Raw genomic sequence first — 24,271 nt, 5'->3', positions numbered from 1 at the left:
AGGAGTGTTTCAGCGCCTTGACACTACTTTCAAGGCCCCGCGAGGGCCCATGTTTTCAGGGGCTTCGCCCCTTGGGGGTGTGTCAGTGGGTTAACACTCGGTGGGGCAGGATGGCGTATCGCCACCAACGAGCTTAGCCACTGTTTGTAGTGCCAGCAACTGGCGTTGCGGCCAATTGCCTTCAATTATCTTGTACGCCTGATCATGCCGTTGCAGCCAGTGCAGGCTGTCGTCGAAAAAGCGCTGGCGGTCGCGCAGTTCGGGCTGGCTGCGCTGGCCATCGGCGACCCAATCCACGCCTTGCGGGCTCAGCAGCAGGTGCAAGTGGTAATGCCGTGCCAGCAGCGCCTGTTCCAGCCAGGCCGGGCAGTCGCCGAACAGAGCGTGGCTCCAGAGCATGTTGCTGAGCAGGTTGGTGTCGAGAATCAGCAGCGACGGTGCCTGCTCGCGTGCGCGGTCCTCCCACGCCAACTGGCCGCGGGCGATGGTGGGGATATCGGCATAGCAAGTGTCGCGGCATTCCTGGTCGATGAAGTGGCGCACGTATTCGCCAACCACCACGCCGCCAAAATATGCCTGGATCACGCCGCTGAGCCAGCTCTTGCCGCTGGACTCCGGGCCGCACAGCACCAGTACTTTCATGGATTGCGCCGCGCTCATGGCTGCACCAACGCTGGGTCACGGCGCCATTCCAGCCAGCCGCGCACGGCAATCAGGGTAAGCACGGCGAAGAACCCTGCGGTGAAGTACAGCTGCTGGTGCAGGTACTGGCCCACGTAGACGATATCGACCACTACCCACAGCGGCCAGCACTGCAGGCGCTTCTGCGCCATCCACAGTTGTGCCACCAGGCTGAAGCCGGTCAGGGTCGCGTCCAGCCAGGGCAGGGCGGCGTCGGTCCAGGTGGCCATGGCTGCGCCAAGGGTGGCGCTCAGCAGTACCCCACCGGCCAGGCCGACGAGCAATGCCGGGGGCTGCAGACGAGAGACCTGGCGGGCGTCTTCAGCATGGCCCGGGCGCTTCCATTGCCACCAGCCGTAGACCTGCAAGATGGCGTAGGCCAGTTGCAGCAGCATGCCCGAGTACAGCTTCACCTCGTAGAACAGCCAGCCATAGATCAGCACCATGACCAGGCCGATGGGCCAGCACCAGGCATTCTGCTTGACCGTGAGCCAGACAGCGGTGACGCCGAGTACGGCGGCGATAAGTTCAAGGCCGGACATCGGCGATCCTTGGAGGCTACGGGGAGGGGCGCGATTGTAGCGGGTCGGCCGGGGAAGGTGTAGGACTGTGGGGCCTTTGGGGCTGCTTTGCAGCCCATCGCGACACAAGGCCGCTCCTACAGGGGGACGCGATCGTCTGTAGGAGCGGCCTTGTGTCGCGAAAGGGGCGCGAAGCGCCCCCGGTATTCTCAAACTTATACCCGGAACTGCCGCAACAACTGCTCCAGCTCTTCGCTCAGCTGCCCCAGCGCCATCCCGGCATCGCTGGACTGCCGCGCCGCATCGGCAGTCTGCTGCGACAACCCGGCAGTATCCAGCACGTTGCGGTTGATCTCCTCTACCACGTGCGACTGCTGCAAGGTGGCGCTGGCGATGGAGGCATTCAACGCCGTGAGGTTGTTCAGCGATTGGTTGATGGCATCCAGGCTTGCACCGGCCTCGCGGGCCTGCTCGACAGTCTGGCGCGAGGCCTCGCTGCTGGTGTCGATGGCCCTGACCGCAGCGTCCGACTGACTTTGCAGGTGCTCGATCATGGTATGGATCTCGGCCGTCGACTGCGCCGTGCGCTGGGCCAGCAGGCGCACCTCGTCGGCGACCACGGCAAAGCCACGGCCTTGCTCGCCGGCCCTCGCTGCCTCGATGGCTGCGTTCAGCGCCAGCAGGTTGGTCTGTTCGGCGATGGAGCGGATCACGTCCAGCACACCACCGATGCGCGTGCTGTGCCCGGCCAGGTCGCGTATCACCTGCACGGCCTGGTCGATGGTCAGCGACAGCCGGTCGATCTGTGCCAGGCTGCCGTGAATGGCCTCCTGGCCTTGGGCCACCTGTTGTTGCGCAGTGCGCATTTCACCAGCGGCCTGTTCGGCAGTCTTGGCCACGTCCTGCACGGCGTAGGTCACTTCGTTGACCGCGGTGGCCACCTGGTCCATCTGCAGCGATTGCTGGGCGCTGTGCTGTTGCGCGGCACCGGCATTGTCGCCGACATGCCCGGCGGACCGAGCCAGGGCATGGGCCGCCCCTTGCAACTGGCCGACCACGCCTTGCAGCTTGCCGTTGAAGCGGTTGAAGTGTTCGCCCAGGTGGGTGATTTCGTCACGGCCGTGAGTGTCCAGGCGGCGGGTCAGGTCGCTTTCGCCGCTGGCGATGTTGCCCATGGCCTGCACCGCTTCCTGCAACGGGCGGGCGATGCTGCGGGCAATCAGCATGACCACCAGCGCCATCAGCAGGGCAATGGCCACGCCTACCAGCGAGGCGTCGCGCAACTGGCGGGTGAATTCGGCCTGCACATCGTCGACATACACGCCTGAACCAATGATCCAGCCCCAGGGCTTGAACAGTTGAATGTAGGAGGTCTTGGCCACCGGCTCGCTGGCACCAGGCTTGGGCCAGCGGTAATTGACCGGCCCGGCCTCCTGCTGCCGGGCCAGGGCGACCATCTCGTTGAACACGGCAAAGCCGTCGGGGTCGCGGATGGCTGACAAGTCCTGGCCGTCGAGCTTGGGGTTGGCCGGATGCATGATCATCTTCGGCCCCAGGTCGTTGATCCAGAAGTAGTCGTTCTGGTCGTAGCGCAGCGCGCGTACCACTTGCAGTGCCTGTTGCTGGGCCGCTTCTCGGCTGAGCGTGCCGGCTGCCTCCAGGCCTTGGTAATAGGCCAGTACACCGGCTGCGGTCTGCACCACGTGGCGGGTCTTTTCCGCTTTGGCCTGGTACAGGTCACCGTGGATCTGACGCAGCATCAGCAGGCCCAATACCACCAGCATGGCCACCGCCACCAGAAGGATCAGCCACAGGCGGCGGCTGATAGACATCGATCTCAGGGTTTTCATACCACAGCTCCCGTATTGTTCTTTTTATTCAGGCCCATCCAAGCATGCTTTGCGCCAGGTCCCCACTCGACTAATGGCTAAGTGCTATTCATTCAATAGTCTGCAGCAGGTTGTACTAGGCGATTGCAAAGGCGCTCTGTCAGGATTTCGGCCGCGCAAGATGAAACCTTTAGGCGGCGTGAACTTTTCTACTGGCATTGCGCCCAACAGTCGCTGTAAAACAGCCGGGCCGCGTGCGGCAACTTCAAGCAAATCAAGAACAAGGGGCCTGCAAAGAGCAGCGCTTCATCGGGGGAACGATGGATTTTTGGACTGCCTTCCAGGCAATCATCTTAGGTGTGGTCGAAGGGCTGACGGAGTTTCTGCCGATCTCCAGCACCGGCCACCAGATCATCGTCGCCGACCTGATCGGGTTTGGTGGCGAACGGGCCATGGCTTTCAACATCATCATTCAGCTGGCGGCGATCCTGGCGGTGGTGTGGGAGTTTCGCGGCAAGATCTTCGACGTGGTCTTCGGCCTGACCAGCCAGCCCACGGCGCGGCGATTCACCGGTAACCTGTTGCTGGCCTTCCTGCCGGCAGTGGTGCTGGGCGTGCTGTTCGCCGACCTGATTCACGAATACCTGTTCAACCCGGTCACCGTGGCGGCTGCGCTGGTGGTGGGCGGGGTGATCATGCTCTGGGCCGAGCACCGCGAGCACCGTGTGGAGGTGGACCATGTGGACGACATGCGCTGGAGCCACGCGCTGAAGATCGGCTTCATCCAGTGCCTGGCGATGATCCCGGGCACTTCGCGCTCCGGCTCGACCATTATCGGTGGCCTGCTGTTCGGCCTGTCGCGCAAGGCGGCGACCGAGTTCTCGTTCTTCCTGGCGATGCCGACCATGGTCGGCGCGGCGGTGTATTCGGGCTACAAGTACCGCGACCTGTTCCAGCCCGGCGACCTGCCGGTATTTGCCATCGGCTTCGTGACCTCGTTCATCTTTGCCATGATTGCCGTGCGCGGGCTGCTCAAGTTCATTGCCAACCACAGCTACGCGGTGTTCGCCTGGTATCGCATTGCCTTTGGTCTGCTGATTCTGGCGACCTGGCAGTTCGGCTGGGTTGACTGGGCGACGGCTCATGGCTGAGGTGGCACGTAGGCAAAGGGGGGAGGGCGTACGCAATGTGCGCCTGAAACTGGTGCTGTTGGGCCTGCTGTGCCTGCTGCCGGGCCTGGGCGCGGCGCGCATGGCCTGGGTCGACCAGGCCTGGTGGCCGCTGGCACTGTACCCGGCAATGAGCCTGATCAGCCTGTTGCTGTACTGGCAGGACAAACAGCAGGCGCGTACCCAGGCCTGGCGTACGCCCGAGAAGGTGCTGCATGCCAGTGAGCTGCTCGGCGGCTGGCCGGGGGCGCTGTTGGCGCAGCAGCTGTATCGGCACAAGACGCGCAAGCTGTCGTACCAGCTGGTGTTCTGGGGGATTGTGTTGGTGCATCAGGTGTTCTGGGCGGACTGGCTGTTTCTTGGCGGGCGGTATCTGCCCTTCAGTTGATATGTGACTGTGCCGGCCTCTTCGCGGGCTTGCCCGCTCCCACAGGTATTCCACTGGTCTTGAGGGCAGTGAAAACCCTGTGGGAGCGGGCGGGCCCGCGAAGAGGCCGGCACAGGCTAGCTAGGTTACCAACCCCACCTGCAACCGCTTTGGCAACCGCCGCACCACCAGCTGGTGCGAGCGCTGCAACAGGTCACACAGCTCCTCACGCCCCATGGGGTAGGGCGAAGCCATGCTGATCCACCGCGCCCGCGCCAGGTACGGCGCAGGCCGCACCCCCGGGCGGTCGCAGTAGCCGAGAAACAGCTCGTCGGCCACCTTGAACGACAACCCCGCCCCCGCCAGGTCGAGCACCGCGAACATCTTGTTGCCCGCCACCGAGAACACCCGGATGCCGCCCCATTTGTAGTCTTCCCGTGCGCCCGGCAGGCTCAGGCAGAACGCTGCCACCTGGGCTTCGCTCATGTTCCGCTCAGACATATTTTTCTCCACAGGCCTCGAACGACGCCGCCAGGTGGTCGATCCATACCCGTACCGCAGGCAGCAAGCCGCGGCGGTGCGGGTATACCGCCTGCAGGTATCCACCCGGCAGCGACCAGTCCGGCAGCAGGCGCACCAGTTCGCCGCGCGCCAGTTCTTCTTCACAGAACATGCTGGGCAGCGCGGTAAAGCCAAGGCCTGCCCGTACAGCGGCATTACGTACTACGAAATCATCGATGGCAAGGCGCGGTTCCAGGGCGATTTCCTGCTGTTTGCCGTGGGGGCCGAACAGGCGGAAGTGTACCAACCGGTCCGCCTCGGCAGCGCCCAGCACCGGCAATGACGCCAGTTGGCCTGGTTCGCGGATGTGATCGGCGAAGCCTGGCGCTGCAACCAGCTGCATCTGCGCCTGGCGCAGGCGGCGGGTGACCAGCGCCGGGTCTTCGTCGCCCAGGTCACGTACGCGCAGGGCTACGTCGATACCTTCGGAAATCAGGTCGACCCGGCGGTTGAGCAGTACCATGTCCAGTTGCACCTGGGGGTACTGCGCGAGAAAGCGGCTGATCACATCCGGCAGGAACGCATGGGCCAATGCCACCGGGCAGGAAACCCGCAAGCGCCCGCGTGGTTCGCTGCTCATGCTGGCCACGGCCTCGTCGGCGGCTTCGGCTTCAAGCAGCATGGCCTGGCAGTGGTGCAGGTAGCGCTCGCCCACTGCGGTGAGCTTCAGTTGCCGTGTAGTACGTTGCAGCAGGCGCGTGCCCAGGCGTTCTTCAAGCTCGGCGATACGCCGCGACAGGCGCGACTTGGGAATGCCCAACTGGCGGCCGGCTGCGGCGAAACCCCCGGCTTCGACCACGCGGGCGAAGTAGAAAAGGTCGTTGAGGTCTTGCATGGGAATGTCTCATTGTTCCACCTGTAGGACAAACTAACGCATTTTTGCTGCCTTATCAGCCATTGTTGATGTCGGTAGGATTCTCCCCATCGTGATCGCCCAACGCCGCGGTCTTCATTCACAGGAGAGTCCCATGAAACTGTTGCATATCGATTCGAGCATCCTGGGCGACAATTCCGCCTCCCGCCAACTGAGCCGCGAAGTGGTCGAAGCCTGGAAAGCCGCAGACCCGAGCGTGGAAGTGGTGTACCGCGACCTGGCCGCTGACGCCATCGCCCACTTCTCCGCGGCGACCCTGGTAGCAGCTGGCACCCCGGAAGACATGCGCGACGCAGCCCAGGCCTTCGAAGCCAAGCTGAGCGCGGAAACCCTGGAAGAGTTCCTGGCTGCCGATGCCGTGGTGATTGGTGCGCCGATGTACAACTTCACCGTGCCGACCCAGCTCAAGGCCTGGATCGACCGCGTTGCCGTCGCCGGCAAGACGTTCCGCTACACCGAAGCCGGCCCGGAAGGCCTGTGCGGCAACAAGAAGGTAGTGCTGGTGTCCACCGCCGGTGGCCTGCACGCTGGCCAGCCGACTGGCGCCGGGCATGAAGACTTCCTCAAGGTGTTCCTGGGCTTCATCGGTGTCACCGACCTGGAAATCGTCCGTGCCCATGGCCTGGCCTATGGCCCCGAGCAGCGCAGCCAGGCGATCGATGCTGCCCAGGCGCAGATTGCCAACGAGCTGTTTGCTGCTGCCTGATCGAAGGTACTCGATCGAATGCAGGGGCGGCCTTGTGTCGCGATGGGCCGCCCCTGCAATGATCGCATCGGCCTGGTGTCAGGCCACTGGAATAGCCGGGTCAGCCGCTGCCAGCGCCGCAGCACGTTCGGCCGCCGGCGGATAGATCCACACCGTATTGATCTGCGCCTTCAACGCCTTGGCCTCGGCCTTGTCTTCCGGCGGCGACACCGTGCGCTCCCACCCTTCGGTATACACTGCCCCCCAGGCCCCAAGGTCCAGACAGGTCACGTACTTGGGCTGGCTGTAGGTCTTTGGTGCCACACCAATCAGCTCGGCTGCCGCATTGTTGCCCGCATGACGCCCCAGCGGAATCGCATGCTGGCAGGACATCACCGCGTAATTGCCAACCTCGTCGCAGGCCGCATAGGCCACATCACCCGCTGCGTACACGGCATCATTGCCTGTCACCTTGAGATTGCCATCGACATGCAAACGGCCCTGGCGGTCGCGCTCGCCACTGATCTGTTCGGTGAGCGGGTTGGCCTTGAAGCCCACGGTCCAGATCACTGTGCTGGCGTCGATGCGCTGGCCGTTGTCCAGCAGCACGCCGGCAGGGTCGACCGAGGCTACCGTGGCGCCACAGATCCATTCCACGCCCAAGGCCTTGGAGGCCTCCTCGATGGCGGGGCGGATGCCTTCACCCAGGGCCGCGCCAATTCTCACCCCACGGTCGACCACCACCACGCGCAACGCCGCGTCCTCGCCGAGGATTTCTCGCAGACGGGCCGGCAGCTCGGTGGCGGTCTCGATGCCGGTAAAGCCCCCACCGGCCACCACCACGGTATTGCGCGCCGGCGTGTCGGGCAGGTTGGCCAGTGACTTCAGGTGGGTTTCCAGGCGCGCGGCGCTGTCGAGCTTGTCGACATCGAACACATGCTCGATGCCGACCATGTCGGGCCGGTTGAGCACGCTGCCGCAGGCCATGATCAGGCGGTCGTAGGGCAGGGCGCACTGGGTGCCGCTGCGGGTGCGGTAGCTGACGCGGTGGGCCGCTTCATCGATGTGGAAGGCCGTGCCCTGCACGAAGCGGACGTTGACGGCATCGAACAGCTCTTGCAATGGCGCGGCCATGGCATGAACGTCGGGTTCGTAGAAGCGTGGGCGCACATGCAGCTCGGCCTGGGGGGCTAGCAAGGTGATCTCGACATCCTTGCGGCCATGGAGGTCAAGCTGGCGGGCGGCGCTGAGCGCGCTCCACAGGCCGGCAAAGCCCGCGCCAATGATAAGGATCTGCTTCATGGTTGTGCTCCTCTGAAGTTCGGTTAACAAGGTAGGCCCTGTTGGAGGATGCTGGGGAGCGAGCAGGCTTCAGAATGTTGGCGGGGTGATCACCCAGATCACCACGGCATCCACCTCACCGGGGTTGCCATAGCGGTGCGGTTCCTGGCTCGAGAAGCTGAAGCTGTCCCCTTCACCCAGCTGGAAATGCCGCTCGCCTACCCATAGCTCGAAGCTGCCGCTGAGGATGTAGCCGGCCTCTTCACCGTCGTGGCTGTAGCTCTGCTGGCTGTAGCTGCCCGGAGGAAAGCGCGAATGCAGGATCTCGAGCTGGCGGTTGGGCTGGGGCGTGAGCAGTTGATCGACGATACCATCTTCGTAATGCACGCTCAGGCGGCTGTTGCGCCTTACCACATAGCCCTGGTCCTCGGGCGCAGTGGTGGCTTCGCTGGCGAAGAACCACTGGATGGTCACCCCCAGGCTGCGGGCGATGTTGAACAGCGCCGGAATCGATGGATAGGAGAGGTTGCGCTCCAGCTGGCTGATGTAGCCAGCGGTCAGTTCACTGTGCGTGGCAAGCTCCGCCAGGGTCATGCCGCGGCGCTTGCGCAGGCCGCGAATGCGGCTGCCGAGAAACTGCGGCGCGGCGCCCCCGGCTGCGCTGGCGGGGGGCTGGGGGAGTTGGCTCATGCATGTCGGTCCATCGTGAAAAGCCGCAGTATGTACAGCCTCAGAGCGCCCAGGCAACCGTCAGGCCATCGTGAATCGCTTCTTCGGCGGTACGCGGCGCCAGGCAGTCGCCAATGCGGTGAACCTCCACCAGGCCGGCCAGCTCCGTGGCCAGGCGGTCTTCCGGTTGATGGCCCAGGCACAGTACCAGGGTATCGATGCCTTCGAAGATCATTGGTTCGCCGCTGGCGGTGTGCTGCAGGTACACCGTGTTGTCGTCGCTGCCATACAGGCGGGCATAAGGTGTGACGGGAATACCCAGGCGATGCAGCTCGCCGGCCAGCTGGTCGCGCACGTACAGCGGCAGGCTTTCGCCGCAATGGGTGCCATTGACGGCCAGCTGAACCTGATGGCCTTCGCGTACCAGGCGTTCGGCGATGCCTGGGCCGATCCAGTCGCAGCGCCAGTCGATCACCAGCACCGAGCGCCCCGGTTTTGCTTCATTGCGCAGTACTTGCCAGGCATCCACCACCTGAAGCTCACCGGTACGCTCGAAGGCGGGCCAGTAGGGGGTGGCACCGGTGGCCGCTATCACCAGGTCGGGGCGTTCTCGTTCGACCAGTGCGCGGTCGACCCGGGTGTTGCGTACCACTTCCACGCCCGCCAGGGCCATTTCCCGCTGCAGGTTGGTGCTGGCGCCACCGAACTCGCTGCGCCGTGGCAGCAACTGGGCCAGCAGCACCTGGCCGCCGAGCTGCGGGCCAGCCTCGTACAGCGTGACCTGATGCCCGCGCGCAGCGGCTACTGCGGCGGCTTTCATGCCGGCGGGCCCGCCACCGGCCACGAGTATGCGCTTGGGGCGGGCGGCGGGGGTCAACTGCCCGTACTGCAACTCGCGGCCGGTTTCCGGCCGCTGGATGCAGGAAATGGGCAGGCCTCGGTGGAAATGGCCGATGCATGCCTGGTTGCAGGCGATACAGGCTCTTACCTCCTCGACCTGGCCATGCTCGGTCTTGTTCGGCATTTGTGGGTCGCAGATCAGCGCGCGGGTCATGCCGCAGACATCGGCCTGGCCACGGGCCAGGATCAGTTCAGCTTCCTGGGGCTGGTTGATACGCCCGGTGACGAACAGCGGGATGCCCAGGTGCTGCTTGAAGGTGCCGGCCTCCCGGGCCAGGTAGGCCGGTTGAATGGCCATGGGCGGCACGATATGCACGGCACCGCCCAGCGATGCCGACGTGCCGGCAACGATGTGCAGGTAATCGAGCTGGCCCTGCAAGGCAACCGCTGCAGCCAGCGATTCGTCCTCGCTCAACCCCTGGCTGTCGCGCTCGTCGGCACTGATGCGCAGGCCGATGATGAACTGCTCGTCGGTGGCCGCGCGTACGGCGGCCAGCACTTCGCGCAGGAACCGCAGGCGCTGTTCGAGCTCACCGTTGTAGCCATCCGTGCGCTGGTTCACCCGGGGGTTGAGGAACTGCGCAGGCAGGTAGCCATGGCTGGCCACCACTTCAACGCCATCCAGCCCGGCCTGGTGCAGGCGGCGGGCAGCGCTGGCATAGCCCTGGACGATCTCGTCGATCATCGCCTGGTCCAGCGCACGCGGCATCACACGGAAGCGTTCATTGGGCACAGCGGACGCCGAGTAGGCCACCGCCAGCAAGCCGTCCGCCGACTCCATGATCTCCCGCCCGGGGTGGAACAGTTGCGACAGTACCACCGTGCCATGTTCATGGCAGGCCTCGGCAAGCTGGCGGTAGCCGTCGATGCAGGCGTCGTCGGTGGCCATAAGCACATGGGAGGTATAGCGGGCGCTGTCATGCACCCCTGCCACTTGCAGCACGATCAGGCCGACGCCACCGGCGGCGCGGGCGCGCTGGTAGGCGATGAGCTTGTCGTTGACCAGGTTGTCGGTCGGCAGGCAGGTGTCGTGGCCGGTGAACATGATGCGGTTCTTCAGGCGTTTGCCGCGTATCTGCAAGGCTTCGAACAGGTGAGGGAAGGCGGTCTGCATACAGGCGGCTCCGGTGCGGTGTTGTTCTTGTTTTGTTATGAAAGTGTAGCGTCAGTAAAAAATCAACTTGTTTTTTTACTGGTCGGCGACTAGGTTTTTCTCACCCTCATGGCGAGGGCGTGACCTCACAACAACAAGAAAACGGGCCCCTCGGGCACCGGCAGGAGGCAACTACGATGCAGGTATTCCCACGTGTAAGCAGCTTTTGCGCAGCGTTGCTGGCCATGGGCTTGGGCAGTGCCCAAGCGGCACCACAGATGGTCGTGGTCGGCTATGGTGGGGCCGGCCAGAAAGCCCAGGACGAGGCGATCTTCAAACCGTTCAGTGCCCAGGATGGCAGCAAGCTGATCCAGAGTGAGTACAACGGCGAAATGGCACGGATCCAGGTCATGGCCGACACCGGCAATGTCGACTGGGATGTGGTGCAGATCGAAGGGCCTGACCTGATGCGTGGCTGCGACGAGGGCATCTACGAGCAGTTGGACTGGCAGCGCATGGGCCATGCGGATGAACTGATTGCCGACGCCGCACAAGCCTGCGGCTCGGCCGCGCTGGTATGGAGCGTGGCCATTGCCTATGACCGCAGCAAACTGGCCCAGGCGCCTGCATCGTGGGCTGACTTCTGGGATGTGAGCAAGTACCCGGGCAAGCGCGGCCTGCGCAAGCGTGCGGTGTACAACCTGGAGTTCGCCCTGATGGCCGACGGCGTCAAGGTCGAGGATGTGTACCAGGTGCTGGCCACTCCGGCCGGGGTCGAGCGTGCCTTTGCCAAACTCAGCGAACTCAAGCCGCATATCCAGTGGTGGGACGCCGGCGCCCAGCCCGCCCAGTGGCTGGCGGCGGGTGACGTGGTGATGACTTCGACCTACAGCGGGCGCATCGCCGTTGCGGCCCAGCAGGGCAGCCCGCTGGCGGTGGTGTGGCCTGGCAGCCTGTATGGCATGGATTACTGGGCGATCATCAAGGGCTCGCGGCATGTCGACCAGGCCAAGCGGCTGATCGCCTACGCCAACCAGCCGGATACCCAGGTGCGTTATGTGCAGCAGATTCCCTACGGGCCTACCAACATCCAGGCGGCAGCTAAGCTCGACCCGGCGCTGGCCAGTTGGGTACCGACTTCGCCGCAGAACCTGCAGGGGGCGTTGGCGATGAATGTGGAATTCTGGGTGGACCATGGCGAAGAGCTGGAACAGCGCTTCAATGCGTGGGCCAGCAAATAGCGTTCTGCAAAGGAATAACGATGATGATCGCAACGGAACAAAGCCTGCGCCACGAGCTGGCCGCCTGCTATCGGCTGATCGCCCATTTCCGCATGAGCGACCTGATCTTCACCCATATTTCCCTGCGCCTGCCGGGGCCGGAGCACCACTTCCTGATCAACCCGTACGGCCTGCTCTTCGATGAGGTCACGGCCTCCAGCCTGGTGAAGATCGACCTGCAAGGCCGGCCGATCGAACCGACGCCGCACCCGGTCAACCCGGCCGGTTTCGTCATCCACAGCGCCATCCATGCTGCCCGCGAAGATGCCCGTTGCGTGCTGCATACCCACACCCGGGCAGGTTGTGCGGTGGCGGCGCTGGAATGCGGGCTGCTGCCGCTCAACCAGATGTCCATGGAGTTTTACGGCAAGGTGGCGTACCACGCCTATGAAGGGATTGCGCTGGACATGGATGAGCAGCGGCGGCTGGTAGCCGACCTTGGCGACAAGCCGGTGATGATCCTGCGTAACCATGGCCTGCTGACCACCGGGCGCAGCGTGGCCGAAGCATTCCTGCGCATGTACTACCTGGAGAAGGCCTGCGAGATCCAGTTGGCGGCACAGAGTGCCGGGCAGGTGATTCTGCCGTCGCCTCAAGTGTGCGCGCATACCGAGCGGCAGTTCAATGAACCTGGGCGGGGGTTGAAGCAGGGCGAGCTGGCGGATCCGGATGCATTGCAGCTGGCGTGGGCGGCACTGCTGCGGATGCTGGAAAGGGTGGCGCCTGGTTATCGGAACTGACGCGTTCCTGCAACGTCGTGTCGACCTTGCCACGATAACAGTCACTGTTGCGCAGCTCTTGACCGCAACTGTGCTGGTCCCTGCCAAAGGAATAGCCTTATGCTGTAACGAAATATGTCTAGAAAGCCTGAAGAAGGATGTCGCAATGCCGCTCAAGGACCTGCTCATCGCCCTGGTGGTGATTGTCGCCTGGGGAGTCAACTTCGTGGTCATCAAGGTTGGCCTCGATGGCTTGCCGCCGATGTTGCTGGGGGCATTGCGCTTCTTGTTGGTGGCGTTCCCTGCGATTCTGCTGGTGAAGCGGCCCAAGCTGCCGTGGCGCTGGCTGATCGCCTACGGCGCAACCATTTCGTTGGGCCAGTTCGCGTTCCTGTTCCAGGCCATGTACAGCGGCATGCCGCCAGGGCTGGCCTCGCTGATCCTGCAGTCGCAGGCGTTCTTCACCCTCGGCTTTGCCGCGCTGTTCCTCGGCGAGCGGCTGCGCCTGGCCAGCGTGCTGGGGCTGCTGGTGGCTGCCAGCGGCCTGGCGCTTATCGGCAGCGAAGACGGCGGCCATGTACCAGTGCTGGCGCTGGTGCTGACCCTGTGTGCCGGCGCCATGTGGGGCATGGGCAACATCATTACCCGGCGCTTTGGCTCGGTTGACCTGGTGGCGCTGGTGATCTGGGGCGGGTTGATTCCGCCACTGCCGTTTCTGGCGCTGTCCTGGTGGCTGGAGGGGCCGGAGCGTATTGGCCATGCCCTTGCCAATATCGGATGGAGTTCGGTATTGGCCCTGGCTTACCTGGCGTTTGTCGCCACCATGCTCGGCTACAGCCTGTGGAGCAAGCTGCTCTCGCGCCACCCGGCCGGCAAGGTGGCGCCGTTCTCGCTGCTGGTGCCTGTGATTGGCCTGAGTTCGTCGGCGTTGTTGCTGGGTGAGCGTTTGACTGCGACCCAGGGGTGGGGCGCATTGCTGGTGATGGCAGGGTTGTTGGTGAACGTGTTCGGTGCCCGCATTGGCCAACGGCTACGCGCGGTCAGCGTGTAGTCGACCCTTCAACCACTGCCCGACTGAAAATCGCAAGCCAGCGCAATTCCTGTGGGAGATTGCCCAGCCCTTTGGGCTGCGCAGTCGCACAGATAACTGAATTTGCAAGCGATCCTCCTACCGCTGTGGGGGCGGCATATCTGCGAGTGGAATTGCCCTCTGTTAGAATCGGCCTCTTTTGCCAGGCCAATGGAGTGCACCCCATGATCATTTCCACCACCAGCCAACTCGAAGGCCGCCCGATTGCCGAATACCTGGGCGTGGTCAGTTCCGAATCGGTGCAGGGCATCAACTTCGTGCGCGATTTCTTTGCACGTTTTCGCGACTTCTTCGGCGGCCGTTCGCAAACGCTGGAAAGCGCACTGCGAGAAGCCCGGGAACAAGCCACCGAAGAATTGAAGGCGCGGGCACGCCAGTTGCAAGCCGATGCGGTAGTGGGGGTGGATTTCGAGATCAGCATGCCGTCGGTACAGGGTGGCATGGTCGTGGTATTTGCTACTGGTACAGCGGTGCGCCTGAAGTAGAGCGTCTGCCGCTGGTCGGGTCCAGGGCTTCGGCCCGGGCGGTCCGCAAATGACCAGCTAGTCTCACTTTCACAGGTCGCGTTTGGTTGAGCAACTGTTCTGGTTGCCGGCGCGTCCGCCACTGGAGGGAGACAGGGCATGAGCGAATCCTTTTTCGAAGACCTGAACGACGCGTTCCCGATCAACAGCCAGGTGCGTTGCGGCCAGGCGGCATTCCGCCTGGGCTTCGCCCACATGACGCTGGATGATTCCGAACAGCTCCAGCCTGCACACCTGCAGCGCAGCAAAAAAGGCCGCTTCATGCCGCGGGTTCCGCTGAAGAAGTGATCCCGCTCCAGGACAACCCCGCCGAATGGCGGGGTTTTTATTGCCATTTCTTGATCCGCCTCATGGCATTGCCGGGTAGCGCTCGCAGGATGGCCAAGGCTGTGGTTTTCTTGCGCGGCATTCCAGCAACGGAGGATTGAATGCTCATGCGAGTCAGGGAAGAGACCTATTGGCAATGGGCTGACGCCCAGCTGCACAGCCGGTGCCACGACGAAGCGCTCAGTGACGGCACCACGCTGGACGTGCAGGTGCGCTTGTCGCGCCTGGGGGCGACTCAGTTGTTCCTGGGGCTGTATGCCGGGGATGGGCGAGCATTGCTGGAGGAGTATTACCCCGCACGGCCAGGCGAGACCATGACCCGCGCCCTGGTATGGGGTGTCGACCGCGCCCGGGCGATGGCAACCGGCGCCTTGCCGCTGCCAGAGCCGCGCAGCCAGCGGCGCCAGGCATGAAAAAGCCCGGCCTATGCGGGCCGGGCTCAGGTAAAGGTGGGAACCCTCAATTGAGCGGTTCGATCACCTTGACTGCCTGCTGCTCACGGGCAGCGGGCCATTCTTGTTGCAGGGTCTGCAGGACGCGGCCAACGAACTCGGTGTCGGCGGCGGCCTTCTTGCCGACGTAGCCCTGGCCACGGCGGTAGACCTTGAAGCGGGCACGCATGCTGGGCAGGTGCTCTTCGAATTCATCTTCGACGGTGTTCGGTGGCAGGCGATCGAGGCGCACTTCACCGGTCTGGCTGACCCACAGCAGATGGTCGTCAAGGCTGTCCTTGCGTACGGCGAACAGCTGGGCCAATTGGTCGATAGTCGGATTGTTGTTCAAGTTCATCATAAAGCCCCCATTACCCATTCGTAGGTGATTTTTCACAGTTGGCGCTACCACGGTGTAGCGCACTACCAAGGCTGCTACAGCAGCATCGCAACAGGGGCTTTCTCACGCTGCCTTTTGGACAGTTTCCCTCTCCACGGACGGCCTGCGTTACCGCGCAGGCCGTCTGGAACACCCTTGCCACCGCTCCCGATCGGGGAGACGGCTTCATCATGCCCAAGGGCGATGAACGGCGTCAACCATTTTGTAGTGAATATTTTTATTCACTACATCGTGTCGTTTTGTTCGACAATCGCTGCCCGTACTACAGCCCGGACAGAATGTCGAAGGCCGCGCGCACCCGGGCTTCGTTCGGGTAATTTCGATTGGCCAGCAACACTACGGCCAGCTGTTCGGCGGGCACGAACGCGGCGTAGGCGCCGAAACCATTGGTCGAGCCGGTCTTGTTGTACCAGGCTGCCGGCAGCGGCGGCAGCGCTGGTTGCAAGCGCTTGGTTGCCTGCGGTTCACGGACAAGCTGCGGGCCATTGCCGTCTACCAGTGTGGCCAACGTGACCGGGTAGGGATAGCGCTCCCAGCCCAGGCCCTGGGTCATGGTGCCGACCTGGAAGTAGCCCCGCTGGGTAATGGCAGTGGCTTGCGCCAGCGCCGGTGGCAATTCCTCCGGCTGCATGTGCAGGCGCACATAGCGCAGCAGGTCGCTGGCGCTGGTCTTTATGCCGTAGGCTTCGTCGGCGTAAGGGCCGGGGCCGACCCGCACTGGCTTGTCGGCACTGTCGTAGCCTTGGGCATACAGCCCCTGGGCGCTGGCCGGTACCTGCAGATAGGTGTTTTCCAGGCCCATCTGTTTCAGCAGGCCTTCGCTCATCAACGTGGAAAACGGCTGATGCTGCGCGCGGGCCGCCAAGTCACCGAACAGACCCAGGCTGGGGTTCGAGTAGCAGCGCTGGGTGCCAGGTTTGGCGCGGGGTTGCCAGTGACGGAAGAAATCGACCACCTGCTGCGGCGTCTGCACCGCATCCGGGAACTGCAATGGCAGGCAGTCGGCACTGTAGGCGCCCAGCTCCAGCACGCTTGCGTCGCCGATGGGGGCACCGGCAAGGGCCGGGTGATAGCGCTTGGCCGGGGCATCAAGGTTCAGCTTGTCTTCAGCACTGGCCAGTGCGGCCAACGTGGCGGTGTAGGTCTTGCTCAGCGAACCGATCTCGAACAGCGTGTCGCGGCTGACCGGCACATTGTCGGCCTTGCTGGCCACGCCATAGCTGAAGTAGTGCGCATGGTCGCGAGCATAGATGGCCACGGCCATGCCGGTGATGCCTTGCTCCTGCATCAGCGGGCGGATGATCTGGTCGACCTTGGCCTGCAACTGGTCGTCGGCCTGGGCGGCACTGTGGCCCAGGGTGAGAGTGATGGCGGCTGCAAGTGCAGCCAGGCGGGAGAGGGGCATGAGCGGGTCCTGTGCTGGAGCGTGTCCGTTGAGCGACACCGGTGGGGGTTCCGGCGTTAGCGGCGAAAAACCGAAGACCTTATCGTCTGCCCTTGCACAATGACAAGACGGAAACTGTGATGAAGTATTTGCGCATGTTATTCGACAATTTCACCCTGGCCTTGCTCGGGGTGGTACTGATTGCCACCGTACTGCCTTGCTCGGGCGACGGCGCGGTGTACTTTGGCTGGCTGACCAACCTGGCCATCGGCCTGCTGTTTTTCCTGCACGGCGCCAAGCTGTCGCGCGAGGCGATCATCGCCGGTGCCGGGCACTGGCGCCTGCACTTGCTGGTGTTCTCCTGCACCTTCGTGCTGTTTCCGCTGCTGGGCCTGGCGTTCAAGCCACTGTTCGTGCCACTGGTGGGCAACGAGCTGTACCTAGGCGTGCTCTACCTGTGTGCCTTGCCGGCCACCGTGCAGTCGGCCATCGCCTTCACCTCGCTGGCGCGTGGCAACGTGCCGGCGGCCATTTGCAGCGCGGCGGCATCCAGCCTGTTGGGCATCTTCCTCACGCCGTTGCTGGTGATGATGTTGCTGGGGGCCAGCGGCGATACCGGTTCCGGCCTGGATGCGGTGCTGAAGATCACCCTACAGTTGCTGGTGCCGTTCGTGGCCGGACAGTTTGCCAGGCGTTGGATCGGTGCCTGGGTCAAGCGCAATGCGCGCTGGCTCAAGGTGGTGGACCAGGGCTCGATCCTGTTGGTGGTCTACACCGCTTTCAGCGAGGCGGTGGTGACCGGGCTGTGGCACACGGTATCGCCGCAGCACCTGGCCGGCTTGTTTGCCGTGTGCGGGATTTTGCTGGCGGTGGTGCTGTACGGTACCCGGTTGCTGGGCAAGCTGTTGGGCTTTGACCTGGAGGACCGCATTACCATCCTGTTCGCCGGTTCGAAGAAGAGCCTGGCTACCGGCGTGCCAATGGCGCAGGTGCTGTTCGTCGGCAGTGGCATAGGCGCGATGATCCTGCCGCTGATGCTGTTCCACCAGATCCAGCTGATGGTCTGTGCGGTGCTGGCGCAGCGTTATGCCAGCCGTGGGCAGGTGGCTGAGGAGGCTTCGGCATCCTGACAGGGCCCTATCGCCGGCTCCCACCTCGACCGCATCGATCTCAAGTCATGTGCTATCCCTGTGGGAGCTGGCTTGCCGGCGATGAGCTGCACAGCAGCCCCTGGCTTATCTGGCCTGTCCTGAAGTGCGCTCGCGCAGCGCCTTTCTTACCTCGCCCTCGATCTTGTAAGCCGGCGCTTCCAGGTCGTCGTAGTTGCGCGTATAGCGCCGGGCGAACTCTTCCACACCCAGCTGCTGATACTGCTGCACATGCTTGAGTTCGTGCGCCCACAACGCGATGTTGTCCTCGGCATCGGCGGGGCGGCGGAAGATGATCGTGTCGATAAGCGTCACGGCGTTCACGTCGGGGTTCTGCAGCAGCGCATTGGCTGCGCTCATCTGCTGTTCATCACCTACCCGGAAGCGCGCCGCGTCGAGCACGGCAAAGTCGTACCAGGGTTCGAGTTGCGCACGGATATGCAACGGGATCGGCTCGACGCCGGCGGCGGTGGCTTCGTCGCGAGCCTGTTGCAGGGCGTAGGTCAGGCTGGACGAAGCCAACACTTCCACATCCTTGAAAATCTGCCCGGCCTGCCCAGGGTCGATGGGGGCACAGAAACATCCCATCAGGCACACCTGGTACTGCCCTGGCGGGCAGGCCTGTTCGGCAAGTGCGGGCAGGCTCAACAGTAGCCCCAGCAGTAGGCTAATCCGCTTCATGCAGGGCCTTCTCGACAAAGTGGCGGCTGGCGTCCAGTACCTGCGATTGCACGCTTTCCGTGGCCAGCATGCGCCCGACCAGCAAGGCGCCGACGCATTGGCTGATCAGCACCCAGGCCAACTCGTCGTCCTCCAGGGTCGCGCTCCAGGCCTGGTGCAGTTCCACCAGCCAATGCTCGGCCACGGCGCGCACCGGTGTTTCGGCCCGGGCGATCTCCACCCCCAATGGCGGCAGCGGGCAGCCACCTTCGGCATTGTGCAGGTGAGCCAGGCTCAGGTACTGCTGCAGGCAACGGCCCAGGCGTTCGCGGCTGGCCTCCTGGTTGGCCAGGCGCGCCAGCGGGCTGTTGCACAGTTCCTGCCGCACCACCTCGGTGAACAGGTCGTCCTTGGACGGGAAGTGGTTGTAGAAGGCGCCGCCGGTCAGGCCGATCGCCTTCATCAGCCCGGCCACGCCGGTGCTGGAAAAGCCCCCGCGTTTGGCCAGCGCGCCGCTGCTGGCCAGCAGCCGCTCGCGGGTTTGCTGCTTGTGTTCATTGGTGTAGCGCATTCAATTGCCTCTGCAGGCGGGCTTGACGGTGGCGGCGATCATAACATAGCGTTCGTTTACTAAACGATCATTCACCAATGGAGGCAGGCATGGCAGAACAACAAAAAGTGGTGCTCGTGATTGGCGCGGGGGATGCTACCGGCGGCGAGATCGCCAAGCGCTTTGCGCGCGAGGGCTACATTGCCTGTGTTACCCGGCGCCAGGCGGACAAGTTGCAGCCGCTGCTGGACGAAATCCGCGCTGCGGGCGGCCAGGCCCACGGCTTTGGCTCCGATGCGCGCAAGGAGGAGGAGGTGGCGGTGCTGGTCGAAACCATCGAGCGTGATATCGGCCCGATCGAAGCGTTTGTTTTCAATATCGGTGCCAATGTGCCCTGTAGCATTCTCGAGGAGACCCCGCGCAAATACTTCAAGGTCTGGGAGATGGCCTGTTTTGCCGGTTTCCTCACCGCCCAGGCGGTAGCCCGGCGCATGGTCCAACGCGAGCGTGGCACCATCCTGTTTACCGGCGCCACTGCTGGCACCCGTGGCGCGGCGGGCTTTGCGGCATTCGCCGGGGCCAAGCATGCCTTGCGCGCCCTGGCCCAGAGCATGGCGCGCGAACTGGGGCCGCGGAACATCCATGTCGCCCACGTGGTGGTTGACGGGGCCATCGACACCGCCTTCATCCGTGACACTTTCCCCGAGCGCTATGCCCTCAAGGACCAGGATGGCATCCTCGACCCGGCCCATATCGCCGACAGCTACTGGTTCCTGCATGCGCAACCACGTGATGCCTGGACCTTCGAGTTGGACCTGCGCCCCTGGATGGAACGCTGGTAAGCCCCTTTCACAGAGCAAGGACCGTAACCATGCGCAACACTGTCGATTTCTTCTTTGACCTGGGCAGCCCGGCCAGCTATCTGGCCTGGACCCAACTGCCCGACCTGTGTGCCCGCCAGGGCGCCACACTGCGCTACCGGCCGATGCTGCTGGGCGGGGTTTTCCAGGCCACCGGCAACGCCTCGCCGGTGATGATCCCGGCCAAGGGCCGTTACATGTTCACCGACCTGGCGCGCTTCGCTGCGCGCTATGGGGTACCGTTGGAGTGGCCGCCGGGGTTCCCGATCAATACCTTGACCCTGATGCGCGGGGCAGTGGGCACCCAGTTGCGTTCGCCGGAGCGGTTCGAGGCGTTGCTGGCGGTGCTGTTCAATGGGCTGTTTGCGCAGCGCCGCAACCTGGGCGATAGCGCCATCCTTGACGACACGCTCAGGCAGGGCGGCTTCGACCCGCAGACGTTTCGCGCGCTGGCGGCTGATGACGAGGTGAAGGCCGCGCTCAGGCTCGCGACCGAAGAGGCAGTGGAGCGCGGGGTGTTCGGTGCGCCGACCTGTTTTGTCGGTGATGAGATGTTCTTCGGGCAGGACCGCCTGGACTTTGTCGAAGAGGCGCTGCGTCAGGGTGTCGACAGCCTTGCCTGAAGGCGCCCCTCCCACAGGGTTTGCGCGTTCCCTGTGGGAGCGGCTTCAGCCGCGAACACCGGCAAAGCCGGTGCCATCCCCTTGCATAAAGCAGTCAGAAGTTCGCCGGGGTGTTGGCGCTGATGATCTCGGCCTCGTCCGGGCCGATGTTCTTGAAGCTGTGGGGCAAGGTAGTGGGGATGTAATACCCGTCGCCCGAGTTGAGCACACTCACCTGGCCATCGACCCACAACTCGACGGTGCCGCGGGTGACCAGGCCGCACTCTTCACCCTCGGCATGCACGATCGGTTCGCCCGAATCGGCGCCCGGTGCATACAGTTCACGCAGCATGCGCATTTGTCGGCCTTCGACGCTGGCGCCGACCAGCAGCATGCGCAGGCCGTTGCGGCCCAGGTCTGGCTGCTCGCTGCCACGGAACACGTAGCGCTCTTCGCGCACCGGCTCGTCGAAACTGAAGAACTCCGCCAGACTCATCGGAATGCCTTCGAGCAGTTTTTTAAGGGAACTGACCGAAGGGCTGACGCGATTCTGCTCGATCTGCGAGATCGTCGAATTGGTCAGCCCGCTGCGGCGGGCCAATTCCCGTTGGGAGAGGTTGTTGCGTTCACGCACCAGTTTGAGTCGCGTCCCCGTGTCCATAGCCGCCTTGTAATCAGAGGTGTCAATAATAATGAGCGATGCGCATTAAAACACACTCTGCGCGCTCGCGCGCTGTGCTTGTCAGGCCCGCTGATCGCGCGGCATCGGCCATAACCCGACCAGCAGTAGCAGCGCCGCCACCGCCAGGAATGGCAAGCGTGGATCGACCGCATAAACCAGGGTGCCGGCCAGCGGCCCGATCACCGCGCCCATGCCCTGGGCAGCACCGATGGAGCCGGCCGTGGCACCCTGCTCGGACGCATGCATGGCATTGGCCGCCAGCGCTGAAAATGCCGGGAAGACAAAGCCCATGCCCGCTGCCGCGACAAAGTAGCAAGCCCACAGCCAGGGCGCCGTGGTGGCCAGCGAGCCGCAGGCAAAGCCCAGGGCCGAAACCGTGGCGCCGACCCGGATCATCTTCAACGGCGGCCATTCCAACTGGCGCAGCAGCACCTGCGCCAGGATCAGCGCCACGCCCACCGTGGTCAGGGCGATGCCAGCGGCCTGGGCAGCCTCGGCAGGGCCCAGGTGCAGGCGGTCGAGGGCGAAGAAACCGACGATGATCTGCGATACCGTGACACTGAGCATGGCGCTGAACGCCACCAGCAAAGGCCGGCGCAGGCGGGGGTCGTTCAGCCGCACCGGGCTGGGGGCATGGCTGTGCGGCAGCGCCTGCGGCTTGAGTGTGAACAGCAGGACCAGAAAGGCACTGGCCGGCAGCAGCGACATGATATGGAACGGCAGGCTCAGGCTATGCCGCGCCAGCAGCGCCGCTAGTGCCGGCCCCACCACCAGGCCGACGGCGTTGGCCGCCCCCAGCGAGGCCATGGCCCGGGCCCGGCGTTGCGGTTCGACATGGTCGGCGATCAGCGCATTGCAGCCCACCGGGATGGCAGCATAGAAGGCGCCGATACAGCCGCGCGCGACCATCAGGCCGATGAAGGCCAAAGTCGCCCCCGGCAGCCAGCGTAGTGCACTTTCTACGAACAGGCACAGCAGCCAGTAGGCCAGGGTGAAACCGGCGCTACCCAGCAGCAGGATGCGCCGACGGCCCAGGCGGTCTGCGGCGCGCCCCCAGGGCCGTGCCAGCAGCACCCAGACCACGCCCGCTACGGTCACGGCGGCACCGGCTTGCCAGGTGGCCATGCCGAGCAGGCGGGCGATCGGGCCGATCAGGGCGACGAAGGCCATCATCGACATGGTGCAGGCCATGTTCGCCAGCAGCAGGGGGCGCAGGTCCAGGGTGCTGGCGGGTGCGAGTGTGGCAGGATCCTTTGCGACGTTCATAGGGCAGTCCAGGGCGGCACGGCAAATAAAAGCCGATCTTGTTGGGAATTATTATCGATTGTCGAGCGCCCCTGGGTTGCCGAGCGTCATTCGCCGCGGCGCAGTGGGCCAGGCCACATGCTACGCAACACGCCATCGCGACGCACCCATGCATGCATCAAGGCCGCACCGACATGCACCAGCACAGTGGCGAACAACAGGTAGCCAGCCCAGCCATGGGCCTGGCGCAGCACGGCGTACAACTGCAAGTCATGCGGGGCAATTGCCGGCAAGGCCAGCGGGCGCGGGTAGCCACCGGCCGACAGCATGGCCCAACCCAGTAGTGGCATGGCCAGCATCAGACCATAGAGCAGCAGGTGCGACGCCCCGGCGGCCCAGCGTTGCAGTGCAGGCAGGTCGCGTGGCAGGGCTGGGTGGGGCAGGGCCAGGCGTACGCCGATGCGCAGCAGTACCAGCACAAGCAGGGCCAGGCCGGTGGCCTTGTGCAACCCGATCAGCACGGGGTGGCGCGGCGAAAGGTCGGCGACCATGCTCACACCGATGAACAACATGGCCAGGATCAGTACGGCCATCAGCCAGTGCAACAGGCGGGCGAAGGGGTGGAAGGCGTCGGTTTTCATGGGTGGGCTCCGGTGCCGAGCGATTCGCGGCTGCGGCGATTGAAGGATTCCGAGTAGGCGGCCGAACGGGCGGCGAGGATCGGGTCGGCGGAAGCCTGGATGCCCCGGGGCAGGATCAGCGGGTCGAAGTTGAGGTCGCGGCAGGCACCTTGCTCGGGGCCGTCGACCTGCTCCAGTACCAGCGTGCCGGCGTCTACGCTGCGCCGTTCGGCAGGCCAGGGGCTGGCTGGGTCGTCCACCGCGTCCCCAGGTTCCGCCAGCACCAGGCGCAGGGTCCAGCGCAGCGGGCCTTGGGCCAGCCGTTGCTGCAGGTCATGCTGCAGGAACTGTTTGTCATCGACTTGGGCAGGCAGGGCGGCAAACGCCGTTTGCGGCTCCAGTTGCCAACGCACGGGGTGGGCTGCGCCGCTTGCGTCGATCAGACGGAACGCGTTGATGCTGTGGTACTGGGTGCTGGCAAAGCTGTTGCTGGGTTTGTAGCCCGCCGCCCATTGGCGAAACGCCGCGCTTTCCGGGTGGGCGGCGAAGAACGCCTGCAGTCTGCCAGGGTCTGGTTTGCCGGTGGCAGGGTTCGGCGCCCCCGCCAACACCTGTTCATAGAAGGCTTGTGGCGTACTTACAGCCAGTACCGGCGGGTTGTTCATGCCGGTACGCCAGACCTGCCCGTCGTCGGTGCTCAGCTCGATGGCCAGGCTGCGCACCGGTATGCCGGTGTCCGGCGCGAACGGGTTGGCGCCGCCAATGGCGAAGCGGCCGATCACTGGCACCCGCGGCTGGCTGAACGCCCGCGCCGTGGACAGGCTGGCGGCCTGCCCGCTGGGCTGGAAGTAGCCGCTGACGCACAGGCCCTTGGCGTGGTTTTTCCGGTAACCCGGGTAATGCCCGGCCTGGGCTTCGAAGGTGTCGATGATGCGCTGTGGGGTCAGGCGGGTTTCGCCAAACCAGCCGGCGGCATAGGCAAAGGCGGCGCCCGCGCCCAGCATCACGGCGCCGATGGCGGCCAGGCGCAGGGCCTTGGCCGGGCCGTGCAGGGGTGAGTTCATGGTCATTGTCCGGTTAGGTGAAGGTGCCGGTACGACGGTGCAGGGAAAAACTTAT

28 protein-coding genes are annotated in these 24,271 nt (G+C 64.2%); 12 read left to right on the top strand and 16 right to left on the bottom strand.

Annotated elements, in window-relative coordinates:
- Positions 1-90: 90 nt before the first annotated feature.
- From V3314_RS17085 to mcpP, 3 genes are all read right to left on the bottom strand, one after another.
- Positions 91-660, bottom strand: coding sequence for an AAA family ATPase (locus V3314_RS17085; RefSeq protein WP_046616874.1), 570 nt, complete (start codon positions 658-660; stop codon positions 91-93).
- Complete coding sequence (gene pnuC / locus V3314_RS17080; protein ID WP_046616873.1) at positions 657-1,223, bottom strand: nicotinamide riboside transporter PnuC; 567 nt, start codon at positions 1,221-1,223, stop codon at positions 657-659. The genes V3314_RS17085 and pnuC overlap by 4 nt, the downstream gene beginning before the upstream one ends.
- Before the next feature lie 194 nt (positions 1,224-1,417).
- Entirely contained in the window at positions 1,418-3,052 is a 1,635-nt protein-coding gene (mcpP, locus tag V3314_RS17075) for a methyl-accepting chemotaxis protein McpP (protein WP_338459343.1), read from the bottom strand.
- 299 nt (positions 3,053-3,351) lie between these two features.
- On the opposite strand from mcpP, the gene V3314_RS17070 reads away from it, so the two are divergent.
- Together V3314_RS17070 and V3314_RS17065 are read left to right on the top strand one after the other, a co-directional pair.
- Positions 3,352-4,182: an undecaprenyl-diphosphate phosphatase gene (locus tag V3314_RS17070; RefSeq protein WP_338459342.1), complete on the top strand. Its 831-nt coding sequence runs from the start codon at positions 3,352-3,354 to the stop codon at positions 4,180-4,182.
- Entirely contained in the window at positions 4,175-4,588 is a 414-nt protein-coding gene (locus V3314_RS17065; protein WP_046616618.1) for a DUF1294 domain-containing protein, read from the top strand. Before V3314_RS17070 ends, V3314_RS17065 begins: the two co-directional genes overlap by 8 nt.
- Positions 4,589-4,708: 120 nt before the next feature.
- Here V3314_RS17065 and V3314_RS17060 read toward each other — a convergent pair whose 3' ends face one another.
- Both V3314_RS17060 and V3314_RS17055 read right to left on the bottom strand, forming a co-directional pair.
- Entirely contained in the window at positions 4,709-5,068 is a 360-nt protein-coding gene (locus tag V3314_RS17060; protein ID WP_046616617.1) for an MmcQ/YjbR family DNA-binding protein, read from the bottom strand.
- Entirely contained in the window at positions 5,061-5,963 is a 903-nt protein-coding gene (locus V3314_RS17055) for a LysR substrate-binding domain-containing protein (RefSeq protein ID WP_046616616.1), read from the bottom strand. Before V3314_RS17055 ends, V3314_RS17060 begins: the two co-directional genes overlap by 8 nt.
- Before the next feature lie 133 nt (positions 5,964-6,096).
- Between V3314_RS17055 and V3314_RS17050 the strand changes: the two genes are divergently transcribed.
- Positions 6,097-6,708: an FMN-dependent NADH-azoreductase gene (locus V3314_RS17050; protein ID WP_046616615.1), complete on the top strand. Its 612-nt coding sequence runs from the start codon at positions 6,097-6,099 to the stop codon at positions 6,706-6,708.
- Positions 6,709-6,786: 78 nt separating this feature from the next.
- Here the strand turns inward: V3314_RS17050 and V3314_RS17045 are convergent, their stop codons facing one another.
- The 3 genes from V3314_RS17045 to V3314_RS17035 form a co-directional block, all read right to left on the bottom strand.
- Complete coding sequence (locus tag V3314_RS17045; RefSeq protein ID WP_322492934.1) at positions 6,787-7,989, bottom strand: FAD-dependent oxidoreductase; 1,203 nt, start codon at positions 7,987-7,989, stop codon at positions 6,787-6,789.
- A 69-nt stretch (positions 7,990-8,058) separates the two neighbouring features.
- Entirely contained in the window at positions 8,059-8,658 is a 600-nt protein-coding gene (locus V3314_RS17040; RefSeq protein WP_085598573.1) for a cupin domain-containing protein, read from the bottom strand.
- Positions 8,659-8,698: 40 nt separating this feature from the next.
- Complete coding sequence (locus V3314_RS17035; protein WP_338459341.1) at positions 8,699-10,651, bottom strand: FAD-dependent oxidoreductase; 1,953 nt, start codon at positions 10,649-10,651, stop codon at positions 8,699-8,701.
- Positions 10,652-10,827: 176 nt separating this feature from the next.
- Here V3314_RS17035 and V3314_RS17030 point away from each other — a divergent pair, with 176 nt between their 5' ends.
- From V3314_RS17030 to V3314_RS17005, 6 genes are all read left to right on the top strand, one after another.
- A complete protein-coding gene (locus tag V3314_RS17030) occupies positions 10,828-11,871 on the top strand; it encodes an ABC transporter substrate-binding protein (protein ID WP_322492932.1) in 1,044 nt (347 codons plus the stop codon).
- A 23-nt stretch (positions 11,872-11,894) separates the two neighbouring features.
- Complete coding sequence (locus tag V3314_RS17025; protein WP_046616621.1) at positions 11,895-12,650, top strand: class II aldolase/adducin family protein; 756 nt, start codon at positions 11,895-11,897, stop codon at positions 12,648-12,650.
- 145 nt (positions 12,651-12,795) lie between these two features.
- Positions 12,796-13,680 carry an EamA family transporter gene (locus tag V3314_RS17020; protein WP_046616610.1) on the top strand — a complete coding sequence of 295 codons (885 nt, stop codon included), beginning with the start codon at positions 12,796-12,798 and terminating at the stop codon, positions 13,678-13,680.
- 203 nt (positions 13,681-13,883) lie between these two features.
- Complete coding sequence (locus tag V3314_RS17015) at positions 13,884-14,204, top strand: YbjQ family protein (RefSeq protein WP_003258990.1); 321 nt, start codon at positions 13,884-13,886, stop codon at positions 14,202-14,204.
- 138 nt (positions 14,205-14,342) lie between these two features.
- Entirely contained in the window at positions 14,343-14,531 is a 189-nt protein-coding gene (locus tag V3314_RS17010) for a hypothetical protein (RefSeq protein ID WP_003253897.1), read from the top strand.
- 140 nt (positions 14,532-14,671) lie between these two features.
- Positions 14,672-14,983 carry a hypothetical protein gene (locus V3314_RS17005; protein ID WP_023663278.1) on the top strand — a complete coding sequence of 104 codons (312 nt, stop codon included), beginning with the start codon at positions 14,672-14,674 and terminating at the stop codon, positions 14,981-14,983.
- Positions 14,984-15,029: 46 nt separating this feature from the next.
- Here V3314_RS17005 and V3314_RS17000 read toward each other — a convergent pair whose 3' ends face one another.
- Both V3314_RS17000 and ampC read right to left on the bottom strand, forming a co-directional pair.
- Positions 15,030-15,362, bottom strand: a complete 333-nt coding sequence (locus V3314_RS17000) for a hypothetical protein (RefSeq protein WP_003253895.1) — start codon at positions 15,360-15,362, stop codon at positions 15,030-15,032.
- A gap of 301 nt (positions 15,363-15,663) precedes the next feature.
- Positions 15,664-16,806: a class C beta-lactamase gene (gene ampC / locus V3314_RS16995; protein WP_338459339.1), complete on the bottom strand. Its 1,143-nt coding sequence runs from the start codon at positions 16,804-16,806 to the stop codon at positions 15,664-15,666.
- Between the two features lie 119 nt (positions 16,807-16,925).
- Between ampC and V3314_RS16990 the strand changes: the two genes are divergently transcribed.
- Positions 16,926-17,915, top strand: coding sequence for a bile acid:sodium symporter family protein (locus tag V3314_RS16990; protein ID WP_046616608.1), 990 nt, complete (start codon positions 16,926-16,928; stop codon positions 17,913-17,915).
- A gap of 105 nt (positions 17,916-18,020) precedes the next feature.
- Here V3314_RS16990 and V3314_RS16985 read toward each other — a convergent pair whose 3' ends face one another.
- Positions 18,021-18,614 (bottom strand): DUF4157 domain-containing protein, encoded by a 594-nt coding sequence (locus tag V3314_RS16985; RefSeq protein WP_046616607.1) that lies wholly within the window; start codon positions 18,612-18,614, stop codon positions 18,021-18,023.
- Complete coding sequence (locus V3314_RS16980; protein ID WP_046616606.1) at positions 18,601-19,164, bottom strand: TetR/AcrR family transcriptional regulator; 564 nt, start codon at positions 19,162-19,164, stop codon at positions 18,601-18,603. The genes V3314_RS16985 and V3314_RS16980 overlap by 14 nt, the downstream gene beginning before the upstream one ends.
- A gap of 89 nt (positions 19,165-19,253) precedes the next feature.
- On the opposite strand from V3314_RS16980, the gene V3314_RS16975 reads away from it, so the two are divergent.
- Positions 19,254-19,985, top strand: a complete 732-nt coding sequence (locus V3314_RS16975; RefSeq protein ID WP_338459338.1) for an SDR family oxidoreductase — start codon at positions 19,254-19,256, stop codon at positions 19,983-19,985.
- A 29-nt stretch (positions 19,986-20,014) separates the two neighbouring features.
- On the top strand, positions 20,015-20,626 hold the full coding sequence (locus tag V3314_RS16970) for a 2-hydroxychromene-2-carboxylate isomerase (protein WP_046616604.1): 612 nt from the start codon (positions 20,015-20,017) through the stop codon (positions 20,624-20,626).
- 94 nt (positions 20,627-20,720) lie between these two features.
- Here the strand turns inward: V3314_RS16970 and V3314_RS16965 are convergent, their stop codons facing one another.
- The 4 genes from V3314_RS16965 to V3314_RS16950 form a co-directional block, all read right to left on the bottom strand.
- Entirely contained in the window at positions 20,721-21,266 is a 546-nt protein-coding gene (locus V3314_RS16965; protein WP_046616603.1) for a cupin domain-containing protein, read from the bottom strand.
- Positions 21,267-21,347: 81 nt separating this feature from the next.
- A complete protein-coding gene (locus tag V3314_RS16960; RefSeq protein ID WP_338459337.1) occupies positions 21,348-22,553 on the bottom strand; it encodes an MFS transporter in 1,206 nt (401 codons plus the stop codon).
- An 86-nt stretch (positions 22,554-22,639) separates the two neighbouring features.
- On the bottom strand, positions 22,640-23,173 hold the full coding sequence (locus tag V3314_RS16955; protein WP_338459336.1) for a cytochrome b: 534 nt from the start codon (positions 23,171-23,173) through the stop codon (positions 22,640-22,642).
- Complete coding sequence (locus V3314_RS16950) at positions 23,170-24,222, bottom strand: catalase family peroxidase (protein WP_196174249.1); 1,053 nt, start codon at positions 24,220-24,222, stop codon at positions 23,170-23,172. The genes V3314_RS16955 and V3314_RS16950 overlap by 4 nt, the downstream gene beginning before the upstream one ends.
- Positions 24,223-24,271 lie beyond the last annotated feature (49 nt).

The sequence above is a fragment of the Pseudomonas sp. TE3-3-F2023 genome (genome assembly GCF_036784815.1).
In the GTDB taxonomy this organism is placed as follows: Bacteria; Pseudomonadota; Gammaproteobacteria; order Pseudomonadales; family Pseudomonadaceae; genus Aquipseudomonas; species Aquipseudomonas pudica.
Note: the sequence above shows the minus strand (reverse complement) of the source record. Positions and strands in the feature narration are given on the sequence as shown.

Bases quoted from the DNA above. Each gene is read 5' to 3' on its own strand.
- V3314_RS16960 (WP_338459337.1), bottom strand. From the start codon at position 22,553: ATGAACGTCGCAAAGGATCCTGCCACACTCGCACCCGCCAGCACCCTG.
- V3314_RS17065 (WP_046616618.1), top strand. From the start codon at position 4,175: ATGGCTGAGGTGGCACGTAGGCAAAGGGGGGAGGGCGTACGCAATGTG.
- V3314_RS17010 (WP_003253897.1), top strand. From the start codon at position 14,343: ATGAGCGAATCCTTTTTCGAAGACCTGAACGACGCGTTCCCGATCAAC.
- V3314_RS16990 (WP_046616608.1), top strand. From the start codon at position 16,926: ATGAAGTATTTGCGCATGTTATTCGACAATTTCACCCTGGCCTTGCTC.
- V3314_RS16970 (WP_046616604.1), top strand. From the start codon at position 20,015: ATGCGCAACACTGTCGATTTCTTCTTTGACCTGGGCAGCCCGGCCAGC.
- V3314_RS17000 (WP_003253895.1), bottom strand. From the start codon at position 15,362: ATGATGAACTTGAACAACAATCCGACTATCGACCAATTGGCCCAGCTG.
- V3314_RS16965 (WP_046616603.1), bottom strand. From the start codon at position 21,266: ATGGACACGGGGACGCGACTCAAACTGGTGCGTGAACGCAACAACCTC.
- V3314_RS16955 (WP_338459336.1), bottom strand. From the start codon at position 23,173: ATGAAAACCGACGCCTTCCACCCCTTCGCCCGCCTGTTGCACTGGCTG.
- V3314_RS17030 (WP_322492932.1), top strand. From the start codon at position 10,828: ATGCAGGTATTCCCACGTGTAAGCAGCTTTTGCGCAGCGTTGCTGGCC.
- pnuC (WP_046616873.1), bottom strand. From the start codon at position 1,223: ATGTCCGGCCTTGAACTTATCGCCGCCGTACTCGGCGTCACCGCTGTC.
- V3314_RS17040 (WP_085598573.1), bottom strand. From the start codon at position 8,658: ATGAGCCAACTCCCCCAGCCCCCCGCCAGCGCAGCCGGGGGCGCCGCG.
- V3314_RS17005 (WP_023663278.1), top strand. From the start codon at position 14,672: ATGCTCATGCGAGTCAGGGAAGAGACCTATTGGCAATGGGCTGACGCC.
- V3314_RS17070 (WP_338459342.1), top strand. From the start codon at position 3,352: ATGGATTTTTGGACTGCCTTCCAGGCAATCATCTTAGGTGTGGTCGAA.
- V3314_RS16980 (WP_046616606.1), bottom strand. From the start codon at position 19,164: ATGCGCTACACCAATGAACACAAGCAGCAAACCCGCGAGCGGCTGCTG.
- V3314_RS17050 (WP_046616615.1), top strand. From the start codon at position 6,097: ATGAAACTGTTGCATATCGATTCGAGCATCCTGGGCGACAATTCCGCC.
- V3314_RS17025 (WP_046616621.1), top strand. From the start codon at position 11,895: ATGATCGCAACGGAACAAAGCCTGCGCCACGAGCTGGCCGCCTGCTAT.
- ampC (WP_338459339.1), bottom strand. From the start codon at position 16,806: ATGCCCCTCTCCCGCCTGGCTGCACTTGCAGCCGCCATCACTCTCACC.
- V3314_RS17045 (WP_322492934.1), bottom strand. From the start codon at position 7,989: ATGAAGCAGATCCTTATCATTGGCGCGGGCTTTGCCGGCCTGTGGAGC.
- V3314_RS16975 (WP_338459338.1), top strand. From the start codon at position 19,254: ATGGCAGAACAACAAAAAGTGGTGCTCGTGATTGGCGCGGGGGATGCT.
- V3314_RS17055 (WP_046616616.1), bottom strand. From the start codon at position 5,963: ATGCAAGACCTCAACGACCTTTTCTACTTCGCCCGCGTGGTCGAAGCC.
- V3314_RS17060 (WP_046616617.1), bottom strand. From the start codon at position 5,068: ATGTCTGAGCGGAACATGAGCGAAGCCCAGGTGGCAGCGTTCTGCCTG.
- V3314_RS17035 (WP_338459341.1), bottom strand. From the start codon at position 10,651: ATGCAGACCGCCTTCCCTCACCTGTTCGAAGCCTTGCAGATACGCGGC.
- V3314_RS16950 (WP_196174249.1), bottom strand. From the start codon at position 24,222: ATGACCATGAACTCACCCCTGCACGGCCCGGCCAAGGCCCTGCGCCTG.
- V3314_RS17020 (WP_046616610.1), top strand. From the start codon at position 12,796: ATGCCGCTCAAGGACCTGCTCATCGCCCTGGTGGTGATTGTCGCCTGG.
- V3314_RS16985 (WP_046616607.1), bottom strand. From the start codon at position 18,614: ATGAAGCGGATTAGCCTACTGCTGGGGCTACTGTTGAGCCTGCCCGCA.
- V3314_RS17015 (WP_003258990.1), top strand. From the start codon at position 13,884: ATGATCATTTCCACCACCAGCCAACTCGAAGGCCGCCCGATTGCCGAA.
- mcpP (WP_338459343.1), bottom strand. From the start codon at position 3,052: ATGAAAACCCTGAGATCGATGTCTATCAGCCGCCGCCTGTGGCTGATC.
- V3314_RS17085 (WP_046616874.1), bottom strand. From the start codon at position 660: ATGAGCGCGGCGCAATCCATGAAAGTACTGGTGCTGTGCGGCCCGGAG.